The following is a 13,409-nucleotide window of genomic DNA, read 5'->3' as shown; positions in this document are numbered from 1 at the left end:
CGTGATCTTGAAGACCGATCCACGCGAGGTGAACATTCCGCTGGCGATGAATGATCGCTGCCTGTACGTCCATACGGGTGGAACGACCGCCGTGCCGAAGATCTGCATCGTGTCTCATCGGCAGATGGTCTGGAATTCGTTCGACATCCTGGCTACCGGCATCGTGGGTGCTTTCAGGACCGTGCTGATCACTTTTCCGTTCTTTCACATCGGCGGGTGGAACACCTTTACGCCGCTTTATCATGCGGGCATTACCAGCGTCCTGATGCGCGATTTCAATCCCGGCCTGGTGCTCGATCTGATTCATGAAGGGCGCGTCGAGAATTTTGGCGCGGTCGAAGCCATGCTGCAATTCCTGATCGCCCATCCGAAATTTGCCGAAACCGATTTTTCGCGATTGAAGGGGATCATCACCGCCGCCGCGCCGTGCTCGAAAGCGGTGATGAAAGTCTTCCTCGACAAGGGCGTCCCCATCAGCCAGACTTACGGAATGACGGAGGCCGGCCCCTCCAACTGCGGCTACGTTGCCCGTTCGGATTCGATGGACGAACTGCTCGACAATTCGGCGAGCATCGGCACGTCGATGTTTCATTGCGACTCCAAAATCATCAATCAGGAATCGGGAGCCGAAGTCGAGCATGGTGAAATCGGCGTTTTGTGTCTGCGCAGTTCGCATAACTTTGACGGCTATCTGAACGATCCGGCGCGTACCGGGAAAGTCATCCAAGAGGACGGCTGGATCTATACCGGTGATTTGGCCCAGCAGGATCCGGACGGCTTGCTGTACATCAGGGGACGGGCGGACAACATGTTCATCTCCGGAGGAGAGAACATTTCCCCGGAAGAGATCGAAAACGCCCTGATGAAACACCCCGCAGTTGCCGGAGCGCTATGCGCGGGAATTCCCGATCCGAAATGGGGGCAGGCGCCGGTTGCGCTGGTGGTCTTTCACGCTGGCATGAGCGCCGCAGAGGACGAACTCAAAGCTTTTTGCCGGGATCATCTGGCCGATTACAAGGTTCCGAAACAAATCCGGCCGGCTACAGAACTGCCGCTCACCGGCGTTGGCAAGCTGAACCGCAATGCCGTCGTCGAAGTCTTCTCGTGAGATGGGCGTTGTCGCCCTGTTTGCCCGTCTACCAGCACACCTGCTTGCTTTTGGCTGCCTGGCCGCAATCAATCATGTAGGAGCGAACATGACCATGAATATTACTTCAAGCGCATTCGATCACAACGGATCAATTCCACGCGTTCATACCTGCGAAGGGAAGGACATCTCTCCGCCGCTATCCTGGTCAAGTGCGCCAGCGGGCACCAGGAGTCTGGTTCTGATCGTTGACGACCCCGACGCGCCGGACCCGGCCGCGCCGCGCATGACCTGGGTTCATTGGGTGCTGTATAACCTGCCGGCAAACAGTACCGGGCTGCCCGAAGCCGTGAAGACGCTGCCAGCAGGTACGCTGGAGGGAAGCAACGACTGGCGCCGGACCGGCTACGGTGGCCCCTGCCCTCCGATCGGCCGGCACCGCTACTTTCACAAACTCTACGCGCTTGACGTCGTGCTGCCCGACCTTGACAAGCCAACGAAGAAGGTCCTTGAGCAGGCCATGCAAGGGCACATCATCGCGGAAGCACAGCTGGTCGGTACCTATCAAAAAGAAAGCTGATTTCGCCTCCTGCTACAGAGGCGACACCAGCTTTTGTCGGCGCTTCAATCCTTCAATCCGCGCCTGTACCCTGCCGCTCGTCAGTGGCTTACTCGCGGGCGGATTCGACTTTCTTCATCGCTGCCTCGAACTTCTTGATGTCCTCGGGAGACAGTTGCGGACGATCCACCTTGATCGTCAGCTTGTTCAGCTTGGCGGTCAGCGGGAACGGTGGCTTGTAGTCGGCGTCATTCACGCCGGTCAGCGTATCCGAGCCGATATCGAAGCTCTCGTCCCACTGCAGGATCATCGGCAGCGTCTTGGGCATTGTCTTGGTGGCGACCGCCTTGCCGTCCACCTTGAGCGTGCCGGTTCCCGGCCTCGCCAGACCGCTCATGTTGTTGAACGCCAGCGTTCCGGCGCCCAGGCCGTCATACTTGAAGTCGAACTCGACGGTGTGCCGGCCTGGGGCGAGCGCCTCCGCGCCTTCCCACTTGATACGCTCGAGATCAACCATGTTCCACAGAAACACCGGCTTCCCCTTGAGCAGGTAGAAGCCGTAACCGGCGAAGCGCCCGCCCGAAGTCAGGATCATGCCGTCAGCGCCGCCTTGCGGCACGTCGATGTCGGCGGTGATCGTGTAGGACGCGTTCAGCAGGGCTGGAGAATCGCCCTGCGGTAGACCGACCATCGGCCGCGTGTAAACGAACTCGGTACGGCCGGCGGTGATATTGGGCCGCGGCGCGACGAGGCGTGCCGCCACCGAGGCGTCAAGCGGCAAGACCTGATATTTCTTCGCTTCGGCAAGGAATTTCTCGCGCATCTCCTTGACCTTCTGCGGGTGTTGCGCGGCAATATCGTTGGCTTGGCTGAAGTCCTTGCTCAGGTCGTAGAGCTGGAACACCTGGTTGTTCAGCGGATCCGGGTTGGCCGTGCCGAACGCCTGCCAGGGTGCACGGTTGACCTTCGTGCTCAGTAGCCAGCCTTCGTCGTACAGTGCCCACTGCCCCATCATCTCGAAGTATTGGGTTTTGTGCTTCGACGCCATCTTGCCGTTCTTGGCGTCGAAGGTGTAAGCGAAGCTGGTGCCTTCGATCGGCGCCTGCTTGATGCCATCGACCATTTCCGGCGCTTTGATGCCCGCCGCTTCAAGGATGGTCGGCACGACGTCGATCACGTGGATGAACTGTTCGCGCAGCCCACCCTTGTCCTTGATGCGCGCCGGCCACGACACGACCATGTTCTGGTTAATGCCGCCGAGCCTGGACGCGTTCTGCTTGAACCAGTCGAACGGCGTGTCAAAAGCCCACGACCAGCCGGCCGACATGTGGTTGTACGTCTGTTCGGTGCCCCACACGTCGTAGAACTTCATCTGCACGTCGACCGGGATCTCGTTGAGGCCGTTGAAGAAGGCCACCTCGTTGGGCGTGCCCAACGGCCCGCCCTCGGCGCTGGTGCCGTTGTCGCCGTTGATGTAGATGACCAGCGTGTTGTCGAGCTTGCCGACATCCTGGAAAGCCTGGATGACGCGGCCGATCTCGTGGTCACTGTAGGCGGCGTAGGCGGCGAAGACCTCAACCTGGCGGATGAACAGCTTCTTCTCCTCGGCGCTAAGCTGATCCCAGGGCTTCAGAACTTCATCCGGCCACGGCGTCAGTTTCGAGTCCTTGGCGATCACGCCAAGCTTCTTCTGGTTCTCGAAGATGGTCTCGCGCAGTTTGTTGTAACCGTCGTCGAAGAGATGCATCGCGCGGATCTTGTCCACCCACTCCTTGGTCGGATGGTGCGGGGCGTGCGTCGCACCGGGCGCGTACTTGATGAAGATCGGCTTGCTTGGATCGGTCTGGTGGATCCGCGAAATGTAGTCGATCGCATCGTCGGCCATACCGGTGATCAGGTTCCAGCCCGGTTTGCCTTCAAAGGGATAGATCTGCGTTGTGTTGCGGAACAGGTTCGGCTGCCACTGGTTCGCGTCCCCGCCGACGAAGCCGAAGAAGTACTCGAAGCCCATGCCGGTCGGCCACTGGTCAAACGGACCGACCTGGCTGGCGGCGAAGGCCGGTGTGTTGTGATTCTTGCCGAACCAGGAGGTGCTGTAGCCGTTGTCGAGCAGGATGCGGCCGATCGTCGCCTTGTCCTTGCCGATGATGCTGTTGTAACCGGGGAAGCCGGTCGACTGCTCGGAGATCACGCCGAAACCGGCCGAGTGGTGGTTGCGCCCGGTGATCAGCGCGGCGCGCGTCGGCGAGCACAGCGCGGTGGAGAAGACACGGTTGTAACGCAAGCCTTCATTGGCGATGCGGTCCATCGTCGGCGTCGGAATCACGCCGCCGAAGGTGCTGGGCACGCCGAAGCCGGCGTCGTCGGTGATGATCAGCAGGACGTTGGGTGCGCCCTTCGGAGGCACAATGCGTGGCGCCCACCAGGACTTGGACTGCAGCGCGTCGTCCTTGATGACGCCGCCGAATTTCGGATCCGGCGCCGGCAACTGCTTGCCGCTGATGCTCGTTGTGGCGCTGGGCGAACCCGGCGTGCCAGTCACCTGCTGCGCCTTTGCCGGCAGAGCGACAAACATCGCAGTGAAACTCAAACAGAGCAAAGCATTGCTCCAGCTACGGCTCCTGATCATGACGCTCTCCTTGTATGCATTAGCATTTTTATTCTAGCAGGCTTGTTCGCGATTTTTTATTACAGTTCTGATTGTTATTCTCAGGCGACATGAATGCGGCTTCGCCCTGCCATTCCCTGCGGTGCCCCGATCTACTTTGGTTGCGGTACGAAGCGCAGATAGGGCTTCAGTGTTTTCCAGCCGCCCGGGTACTTGGCCTTGGCCGCTTCCTCGGAGACTGAGGTGGGGATGATCACGTCCTCTCCCGGACGCCAGTTAACCGGCGTAGCGACCGTATGCTTCGCATTGAGCTGGACGGCGTCCAGCGCGCGCAGTACCTCGTCGAAGTTGCGTCCGGCGCTCATTGGGTAGGTCATCGTGAGTTTGATTTTCTTGTCGGGCCCGATCAGGAATACCGAGCGCACCGTGGCGTTGTCCACCGCCGTGCGGCTGGCGGCATTGCCGCTGGCGTTGGGATGGATCATGTCATAAAGCTTGGCAACGACAAGATCGGTATCGCCGATCAGCGGGTAATTCAGCGCGGTTCCCTGCGTCTCGGCGATATCGCCGGCCCAGCGGCGGTGGTCGTCGACGCTGTCGATCGACAGGCCGATGACTTTGGTATTGCGCTTGTCGAATTCCGGCTTCAGGCGGGCGAGGTAACCCAATTCTGTAGTGCAAACGGGAGTGAAGTCCTTCGGGTGCGAGAACAGAATGACCCAACTGTCGCCGATCCATTCATGGAAGCGAATCGTGCCTTCGGTCGTCGGCGCGCTGAAATCCGGCGCTTCATCGCCAATGTGTAGTCCCATGGTTTTCTCCTTGTTGCGCTTTGTGAGGGAAAGTCCGGTGACAAGCGAAGCGCGCGCTTATCTTGACCGTACCTGCAGGCCGCTGGTCGGCGTACCGTTGGACTGCATACTTTGACGGCCGTTCCACCCCATGGAGACGGATTGCGGTTATTGCGGTTCGCGCCCCACTTTGACCGGATAGCCTGCCTCGCGCCAGGCTTTCATCCCGCCGTCCAGCGCCACCGTGTGCAGGAATCCGATCTCACGCAATGTGGACGCAGCGAGCGTTGACACATAACCCAGTTCGCAACAGGTGAGGACGCGCCGGGTTGGGTCCGGGAGTTCCTGATTGACGCGCAGTTCCAATTGGCCGCGGGGCAGCACCCGTGCCCCGGGTATATGGCCGCTTTCGTAGGCTTCGCGCTCACGCACGTCGAGCACGATCAGGTCATCTTCCGCCGCTTGGATGCGCGCCCTGAGTTCTTCGAGCGACATGAACGGCACGCGAGCAGCGGCTTCGGCGAGCAACTGCGCGACGGATTTTCCCCCACTCATGTTGGTGCGCAGCGCCTCGGTAATATGCGTCGGCATGGAGAGATCGAGATTGCGCATCATCTCGGCGAAGGCGGCGCGTTCGCGCGTCTGCAGGCGTGGATTGGTGGCGAGTTCCTGCCCTATCGTCGAATTTCGCCGACCCTTGTAATCGTGCGCCGGAAATACCTTGACGTCCGCGTCCAGCCGCAGAATGCGATGGAACAGGCTGTCAAAAAGCGCTTCCGGGTCGCCGGTCGGCAGATCGGTGCGGCCGGTCGCACCGATCAACAGAGTATCGCCCGTAAACAAACGGTCTTCGACCCGAAGGCACATCGAATCGCGCGTGTGGCCGGGTGTATGGATCGCGTGCAAGCGCAGCTTGCCGACGATGATCATTTCGCCATCGCCGATCCGCATATCGACAAACGGTGCGGAACTCGCCCGGTGCATGACCACGGGCACCCCAAGTTGCCGTGCGAGTTGCCGGGTCGCAGAGAAATGATCGGCGTGGGTGTGGGTGTCGATCACGTAGCGGATACGAAGGCCGTCCCGGGCAGCAAGCGCAATGTAGTGGTCGATCTGGCTGATTTCGGGGTCGATCAGCGCCGCCCCGCTGGATTCGTTGCAGCCGATCAGGTAGGACTGGCAGCCACCGGTTGCGATTTGTTCGAAAATCATCTCGTTCTCCCGGGAAACAAAGCGGCATGGCGCCATGAGAGACTGAAAATGGCCCTTGCATACGCCCAAGGAGACGCAATGATCGCACAATCACGATCCGCGCGCAGCCAACATCTACATGCCTGTGGAACCACGTCAGATCTTTGCACGTCCACCGGTGGTGCAAGCCGGATCGTCGCGGACGGGAATGCCTTGAAATCGCTCATAGAAGGATTTCGCCGTATTATCGGCATCATCAATTCGCTGCCTGCTCAAAATGTCTGTCTTGCCGCCTGACCGGAACGGAGCGTCATCATGATCGATTTCTATTACTGGACGACCCCCAACGGACACAAGGTCACGCTGTTCCTGGAAGAGGCCGGACTGCCCTATCGCATCGTCCCGGTGAACATCGGCAAGGGCGAGCAGTTCGCGCCTGAATTCCTGCGCATTTCACCCAACAATCGCATCCCGGCGATTGTCGATCACGCCCCGTCCGATGGTGGAGGGGCGCTACCGGTGTTCGAGTCCGGGGCCATCCTGCTTTACCTTGCCGACAAGACCAAGCGCTTCATCCCGCAGGATTTGCGTGGCCGGAAGGTCGTACTGCAATGGCTTTTCTGGCAGATGGGCGGGCTCGGTCCGATGGCCGGCCAGAACCACCATTTCTGCCAGTACGCGCCAGAACAGATCCCCTATGCGATCGATCGCTATGTGAAGGAGACTTCGCGCCTGTACGCCGTGTTGAACAAGCAACTTGCCGATGGCCGGGATTTTATCGCCGGGGAGTATTCGATTGCCGACATGGCCTGTTATCCGTGGATCGTTCCACATCAGCGGCAACGGCAGCAACTGGCGGACTTTGAACACCTGTCGCGATGGTTTGATCGCGTGCGGCAACGCCCGGCTACCGAGAGTGCATACGCCCGCGCCGCGACGATCAATACCGCACCGGTCGTCGATGACGCGGCCAAACGCGTGTTATTTGGGCAGGATGCCGCAACCGTTGCTCGGGGCAATTTGCAGACGGGCCGTTGAAGGCCTCGCATGAATGCGGGGAAAATCTCAGTGATGCAGAATCTTCGCCAGGAACTGCTGCGCCCGCTCTGAACGCGCATGGGCAAAGAATTCCTCCTTGCTGTCGTCTTCGACGATGCGGCCCTGATCCATGAAGATCACTCGGTGCGCGACGCGTTTGGCAAAGCCCATTTCGTGCGTCACGCACATCATGGTCATGCCTTCCTGCGCCAGCTCGGTCATAACGTCGAGTACCTCGTTGATCATCTCGGGATCGAGCGCCGAGGTCGGCTCGTCGAACAGCATGCAGATCGGATCCATGGCCAGCGCACGTGCTATCGCCACGCGCTGCTGTTGCCCGCCGGACAGTTGCCCGGGATATTTCAGCGCCTGCACTTTCAGTCCGACGCGGTCAAGAAGCTGCATGCCCTTTACTTCTGCCTCTGGCTTGCTACGGCCAAGCACCTTGATCTGGGCGATGGTCAGATTCTCGATGATGGACATGTGCGGGAACAGTTCGAAGTTCTGGAAAACCATCCCCACATGCGCACGCAGTTTCGACAGGTTGGTTTTCGGATCGCCGACCGAAACGCCGTTCACCGTGATCTGGCCGCTTTGGAACGGCTCCAGACCGTTCACGCATTTTATTAGCGTCGATTTCCCCGACCCCGAAGGACCGCAGACCACGATCACTTCGCCCTTATTCACGTGCGTCGTACAGTCGGTCAGCACCTGAAAAGCACCGTAATGCTTGCTGACATTGTTCATTGAAATCATCGGTGTTCTCCTGGGGCGCCTGTCGGAACATCAAGCCGTCTTGAGTTTTTTCTGGTAGTGGCGCACGAGTTGCGAAAAGGCAAAACAGATCACGAAATAAACGGCGCCGGCGAAAAGCAGCATTTCGACCAGTCGCCCGTCACGATCACCGACCTTGTAGGCTGCGCCAAAGAAATCGGCAAGCGCAGATACGTAAACCAGCGACGTGTCCTGAAACAGGATGATGCCTTGAGTCAGCAGCAAGGGGACCATGTTGCGGAAGGCCTGGGGGAGAACGACGAGCCGCATCGTCTGTCCGTAAGTCATTCCCAGCGCGTTGGCTGCCGCCATCTGACCTTTCGGAACGGACTGAATCCCGGCACGGATGATTTCGGAATAATAGGCGGCTTCGAACAGCGAAAATCCGGCGATCGCCGATCCAAGGCGCATGTCGCTGCCGCGCGGGACGCCGAACAGCGTTTCAAGCAGATGCGGAATGATAAGGAAAAACCATAACAGCACCATGACCAGCGGCACGGCGCGGAAAAGATTGACATAGCCTGCGGCAAACCATGACAGAGGTGCGATCGACGACAGCCGCATCATGGCCAGCAGCGTTCCCCAGACGATGCCGGCAAGAATCGCAGTTACGGTGATTTCCAGGGAAATCCGCATGCCCTGCGCAAGATAGGGCAAGGCACCGGGAATCGAAGACCAGTCGAATTCGTACATGTCATTTGCCTCCGATATAGCCGGGAATTCGGACACGGCCTTCAACCCAGCGCATGGCAAACATCACGACGACGTTGATCAGCATGTAGGCCAGCGTCACCGCGATGAACGACTCGTAGGGCTGCGCCGTGTAATCGACCAGTTGCCGCCCCTGTGCGGCAAGCTCGAGCAGACCGATGGTCGAGCACACCGCCGAGTTCTTGAAGATATTGAGAAATTCCGAAGTCAGCGGCGGCACTACCAGGCGAAATGCCATCGGCAGCATGACGTAGCGATACGTTTGGGGCAGCGTGAAGCCGATCGCCAGACTGGCGTTCTTCTGGCCGGGCGGCAGCGAATTGATCCCGGAGCGTACCTGCTCGGCGACGCGAGCGCTGGTAAATAACCCGAGGCAGAGCATCGAGGCCAGGAACTGCTGGACAATCGGGTTGCTCTGCTTGAAGGCGTTACCCAGGCTGGGAGGCAAGAGTTCCGGCAAGACGAAATACCAGAGAAACAGCTGGACCAGCAGGGGGATATTGCGAAACAGTTCGACGTAGGACATGGCAAAACCGGACAGCGCTTTGTTCGGAACGGTACGCAGGACCCCGATGACCGCCCCCAGAACCAAGGCCATGATCCATGCCGAAAGCGACAGCCCGATGGTCATCTTCAGGCCGTAGAGCATCCAGCCAAGATAGGTGTCGTCCCCCGTCGCCGACGGCTGGAGGAAGACACCCCAGTTCCAGTTATACCCCATGGCTGACTCCAGGAATCCCGCGTTGACGCAACACGGCCCCTAAGGGACGTTGTGCAGTCGAACAGGCTGACGGACCGCTGTCAGCCTGTTCGCCGTAGATTACTCGAATGCCTTGTCGTTCGGCGACTTGTACAAAGCCTTCATATCGTCGGACAGTGGCATGCTGAGATTCAGGCCCTTCGGCGGAATGGGGTTCAGGAACCATTTGTCGTAGATTTTCACGATCTCTCCCGAGGTCATGAGTTTGGCGATTGCCGTATCGACGACTTTCTTGAAGGCCGGGTCGTCCTTGCGCAACATGCAACCATAGGCTTCCTCGGATTGCGCGGTACCCACTACTGCCCAGTCTGCTGGACGCTTGGCCTTGGCAATTTCGCCAAACAACAGTGCATCGTCCATCATGAAGGCCACGGCGCGGCCGGTTTCCAGGGTCAGAAACGATTCGCCGTGGTCCTTGGCCGAAATCACGTTCATCTTCATGTTCTTTTCTTCGTTCATCTTGCGCAGCAAGCGCTCGGATGTCGTCCCTGCCGTGGTCACCACGTTCTTGCCCGCCAGATCAGGAAAATCCTTGATTCCCGAATCCTTCTTGGTCAACAGCCTGGTGCCGATGATGAAGATGGTATTGGAGAAGGAAACCTGTTTCTGGCGTTCGGTATTGTTCGTCGTCGATCCGCACTCGATATCGACGACACCGTTTTGAATCAGCGTGATGCGGTTGGCCGAAGTCACCGGCAGCAACTTGATCTCGAGTTTGGACAGCTTGAGGTCGGCCTTGATGGCATCGACAACCTTGAGCATGATTTCCTGCGAGTAGCCGATGACCTGCTGCTTGTCATCGTAATAGGAGAACGGAATCGACGATTCGCGGTGCCCCAGGCTGATGGCGCCGGTGTCCTTTATCTTCTTCAGCGTACCCGCATCCTGGGCCAACACTGGAGCGGAGAAGACGGTTGCGGCGAGCAGCGATAGTATGACTAAGCGATTGACAGGCATGATCATTGTCTCCTTGAGGTAGTTGTATTGATCGACGTATTGACAGGCGCAGGCCGGAAAAGTGCCACTTTAAAGCACCACGCTCAAGATAGCGGCTGAATATGACCACGTCAACCTGACCGAGCTCCTGGTGCCGCTGCGTTCAGGCCCAAATCTTCGCCCCGGCTAGCGCGATTCCTTGATCAGGCGGCCAAAACCCGGCTGCACGGGTCGCGCATTGGGTGCGTACAGGCGCTCGAAAATGGCCAGCTGATCCGGCGAAATCTGTTGCGGGTGCATCAGAACCAGCCAGCGCACATCCTCGGTGCATGGCGGTGTGGTGAGCGACCCCATGAAAGTGTAATAACGCCGGTTCTCCGGCAGCAGGCGGGATACATCGATTCGTTCCGCCGGTGGCGAAACTTCGAAGTTTCTTTCCAGCGGCAGGTTGTTCAAGGCCATTTGAACAATCGGATTCTCGATCCCCTTCTCGAGCAGCACCGAGACGATGGCGAGTTTGCCGTCCGCAGACTTGTGCATCAGTTGCGCCTCCATGTCGAAGTGCTTGCCATTGACTGTGAGTTCGGAGGGGCGGTGAAAATGTACCCGAATCAGCTCGTAGTTCTTGCCAAGCAGGTTAAAACCGCCGCCATACACGGTCACCTGCATGTTGCGTCCGCTGTCTGAAACACGGAATGCCGCGGGCTGATACAGGAACTGAATGGGCGCCAGATCAACGGCAATGCCGTCGCGAATATCGATGGGCGACTGGCGGCGACCGGAAGCACAGAGCGCGTAATCGGACTTCAGCCTGCTCCAGTTGTCCGGTCCGCCACTGCCGAAGTACGACCACGGAGTGTGGGTCGCCATACTGGTTGCTGCGGGCGCGGCAGCCTTCTTGGGATTGCCCGATGCTGCGCCGCGTTTGGCGCGGACGCTTGAGCCCGCCGACCCAGCGCCTGACGTCAGCTCTTTCAACTCCTTCTGGACCGATTTTTCGATGAGCTCATCGTTCAGCTTGCGCAATTCACCCGCAGCCTCGTTAACCTTCGCAAGCGTAGAGTTCATCGACCCGGACGTATCGCCCCCGGTCTTCGGACGGCAAACCTCGCGCAACAACTTCTCGTCGGCCGTACCCGAGCGCACCGGCATCGCGAAGGGCGTTTTCACTTCTTCCGAACGCAACAAATCGTTCTCTTCCTTGAAATAGCTGCGTCTCAGTGTGGCGAGGGTGCGCTGAGCGCAATCGTAACGGTTCACCACTTCGATAATGCGGTAGGAGTCCGACGTCTTCGGGTCGACAATCGGCTTGTCGAGCACGATGCGCGCCCGCGTCATCGTCTCCCCGCTTGGGTCTGCGACGATACTCGCCCGGTCGATCTCTACGCGTTTGCCCTGCTCGGTGGTCACCAGTTGCCAGGCTGCCGAGGCCACCGTTGGAAGCGCAGCCATGAAAATGGCCGAGGCTGGCAGAAGGGCTGCCAGAAGCTTGACGCGCATGATCAGACTCCAGTGATTCGTTTTACGCTCATCTTCCATCTCACGGAAAACCTGGCGGATACTTTAGACGAATTTTCCGCAGCGTCGGGAACAAACTTCGCCCCGGCCACATCAAACGAGACCCGGTATTGCTTAAAGCGTGCAATTCCAGTAACTTGGCCTGATTCGTTAGGGGTGCCGCGCCGTCGTTGCGCTGCTGAGACAGTCCCTTGGAACCTGTGCGGGTCATGCCGTCGTAGGGAAGCGGAGTGCAGCAGCTTTCATTCCATTGCCCACCCGACATCCCTTGCAAGCTTTTCGTTTTTCTCCGTGCTTTGTCACGCCCGCTGTCAGGCTCTATTGCAAGGAAACACCATGAACGCCAATGAAAAATTTCTCGCCACCGACGCGCACGTAGACGCCGCGGCCATCAAGCCTCTGCCGAACTCGCGCAAGATCTACGTTGCTGGCAGCCGCCCGGACATCCGGGTGCCGATGCGCGAAATTTCCCAGGACGACACGCCGACCATGTTCGGCGGCGAGAAGAACCCGCCGATCTACGTTTATGACTGCTCCGGCCCCTATTCCGATCCCCAGGCCAGGATCGACATCCGCCAAGGACTGCCGGCGTTGCGTGCGCAATGGATTGCCGAGCGCGGCGATACAGAGGCATTGGCCGATCTGACTTCGGAATTCGGCCGTCAGCGTGCCGGCGACCAAGCATTGGATGAACTGCGCTTCCCCGGCCTCCACCGCAAACCCTTGCGCGCCAAGGCAGGCAAGAACGTCAGCCACATGCATTACGCCCGTGCCGGCATCATCACACCGGAGATGGAATACATCGCCATCCGCGAGAACAACAACCGCGCAGCTTATGTTGAGCAATTATTGGCCTCCGGTCCGCAGGGTCAAAAGCTGGCCGCTATCCTTTGCCGCCAGCATCCGGGGCAGAGCTTCGGCGCCTCGATTCCCGGTGAGATCACGCCCGAATTCGTGCGTTCCGAAATTGCCCGTGGACGCGCGATCCTCCCGAACAACATCAATCACCCCGAAACCGAGCCGATGATCATCGGCCGCAACTTCCTGACCAAGATCAACGCCAACATCGGCAACTCGGCGCTCGGCTCGAGCATTCAGGAAGAGGTCGAGAAGATGACCTGGTCGATCCGCTGGGGCGGCGATACGGTGATGGACCTGTCGACCGGCAAGAACATCCACGAAACGCGCGAGTGGATCATCCGCAACAGTCCGGTGCCGATCGGTACCGTGCCGATCTACCAGGCGCTGGAAAAGGTCGACGGCAAGGCCGAGGAGCTGACCTGGGAAATCTTCCGCGACACGTTGATCGAACAGGCCGAACAGGGCGTCGACTACTTCACCATTCATGCCGGCGTGCTGCTGCGCTACGTGCCGATGACCGCCAGCCGCCTGACCGGCATCGTTTCGCGTGGTGGCTCGATCATGGCCAAGTGGTG

The 13,409-nt window shown here is 59.1% G+C and carries 13 protein-coding genes and 1 riboswitch; of the genes, 5 read left to right on the top strand and 8 right to left on the bottom strand.

Annotation, left to right across the window (positions count from 1 at the left end; translation table 11 throughout):
- Positions 1 to 1,108, top strand: a 1,108-nt coding sequence (locus tag PROAA_RS02900) for a class I adenylate-forming enzyme family protein (protein ID WP_186409891.1), incomplete at its 5' end; no start/stop codon positions are given.
- A gap of 88 nt (positions 1,109 to 1,196) precedes the next feature.
- Complete coding sequence (locus PROAA_RS02895) at positions 1,197 to 1,667, top strand: YbhB/YbcL family Raf kinase inhibitor-like protein (protein ID WP_186409890.1); 471 nt, start codon at positions 1,197 to 1,199, stop codon at positions 1,665 to 1,667.
- 88 nt (positions 1,668 to 1,755) lie between these two features.
- Here PROAA_RS02895 and PROAA_RS02890 read toward each other — a convergent pair whose 3' ends face one another.
- The 3 genes from PROAA_RS02890 to PROAA_RS02880 all read right to left on the bottom strand — a co-directional run bounded on the left by PROAA_RS02890 (position 1,756) and on the right by PROAA_RS02880 (position 6,257).
- On the bottom strand, positions 1,756 to 4,275 hold the full coding sequence (locus tag PROAA_RS02890; RefSeq protein ID WP_222102067.1) for an arylsulfatase: 2,520 nt from the start codon (positions 4,273 to 4,275) through the stop codon (positions 1,756 to 1,758).
- 131 nt (positions 4,276 to 4,406) lie between these two features.
- Positions 4,407 to 5,066 (bottom strand): peroxiredoxin, encoded by a 660-nt coding sequence (locus PROAA_RS02885; RefSeq protein WP_186409889.1) that lies wholly within the window; start codon positions 5,064 to 5,066, stop codon positions 4,407 to 4,409.
- 147 nt (positions 5,067 to 5,213) lie between these two features.
- Positions 5,214 to 6,257, bottom strand: a complete 1,044-nt coding sequence (locus tag PROAA_RS02880) for an MBL fold metallo-hydrolase (protein WP_186409888.1) — start codon at positions 6,255 to 6,257, stop codon at positions 5,214 to 5,216.
- A gap of 78 nt (positions 6,258 to 6,335) precedes the next feature.
- Between PROAA_RS02880 and PROAA_RS02875 the strand changes: the two genes are divergently transcribed.
- Together PROAA_RS02875 and PROAA_RS02870 are read left to right on the top strand one after the other, a co-directional pair.
- Positions 6,336 to 6,533 (top strand): hypothetical protein, encoded by a 198-nt coding sequence (locus tag PROAA_RS02875; protein WP_186409887.1) that lies wholly within the window; start codon positions 6,336 to 6,338, stop codon positions 6,531 to 6,533.
- Positions 6,534 to 6,551: 18 nt separating this feature from the next.
- A complete protein-coding gene (locus PROAA_RS02870; protein ID WP_186409886.1) occupies positions 6,552 to 7,274 on the top strand; it encodes a glutathione S-transferase N-terminal domain-containing protein in 723 nt (240 codons plus the stop codon).
- A gap of 27 nt (positions 7,275 to 7,301) precedes the next feature.
- Here PROAA_RS02870 and PROAA_RS02865 read toward each other — a convergent pair whose 3' ends face one another.
- The 5 genes from PROAA_RS02865 to PROAA_RS02845 all read right to left on the bottom strand — a co-directional run bounded on the left by PROAA_RS02865 (position 7,302) and on the right by PROAA_RS02845 (position 11,955).
- Complete coding sequence (locus tag PROAA_RS02865) at positions 7,302 to 8,030, bottom strand: amino acid ABC transporter ATP-binding protein (protein WP_186409885.1); 729 nt, start codon at positions 8,028 to 8,030, stop codon at positions 7,302 to 7,304.
- Positions 8,031 to 8,060: 30 nt separating this feature from the next.
- Entirely contained in the window at positions 8,061 to 8,741 is a 681-nt protein-coding gene (gene gltK / locus PROAA_RS02860; protein WP_186409884.1) for a glutamate/aspartate ABC transporter permease GltK, read from the bottom strand.
- Between the two features lies 1 nt (position 8,742).
- Positions 8,743 to 9,480, bottom strand: coding sequence for an amino acid ABC transporter permease (locus tag PROAA_RS02855; RefSeq protein WP_186409883.1), 738 nt, complete (start codon positions 9,478 to 9,480; stop codon positions 8,743 to 8,745).
- A gap of 99 nt (positions 9,481 to 9,579) precedes the next feature.
- Complete coding sequence (locus PROAA_RS02850; RefSeq protein ID WP_186409882.1) at positions 9,580 to 10,476, bottom strand: glutamate/aspartate ABC transporter substrate-binding protein; 897 nt, start codon at positions 10,474 to 10,476, stop codon at positions 9,580 to 9,582.
- Positions 10,477 to 10,641: 165 nt separating this feature from the next.
- Positions 10,642 to 11,955 (bottom strand): carbonic anhydrase, encoded by a 1,314-nt coding sequence (locus PROAA_RS02845; RefSeq protein WP_186409881.1) that lies wholly within the window; start codon positions 11,953 to 11,955, stop codon positions 10,642 to 10,644.
- 160 nt (positions 11,956 to 12,115) lie between these two features.
- Positions 12,116 to 12,214, top strand: a riboswitch (TPP riboswitch).
- A 95-nt stretch (positions 12,215 to 12,309) separates the two neighbouring features.
- Here PROAA_RS02845 and PROAA_RS02840 point away from each other — a divergent pair.
- On the top strand, positions 12,310 to 13,409 hold a 1,100-nt coding region (locus PROAA_RS02840; protein WP_186409880.1), incomplete at its 3' end, for a phosphomethylpyrimidine synthase ThiC.

Source organism: Candidatus Propionivibrio aalborgensis (genome assembly GCF_900089945.1).
GTDB lineage: Bacteria > Pseudomonadota > Gammaproteobacteria > Burkholderiales > Rhodocyclaceae > Propionivibrio > Propionivibrio aalborgensis.
This window is presented reverse-complemented; position numbering and strand designations above follow the sequence as displayed.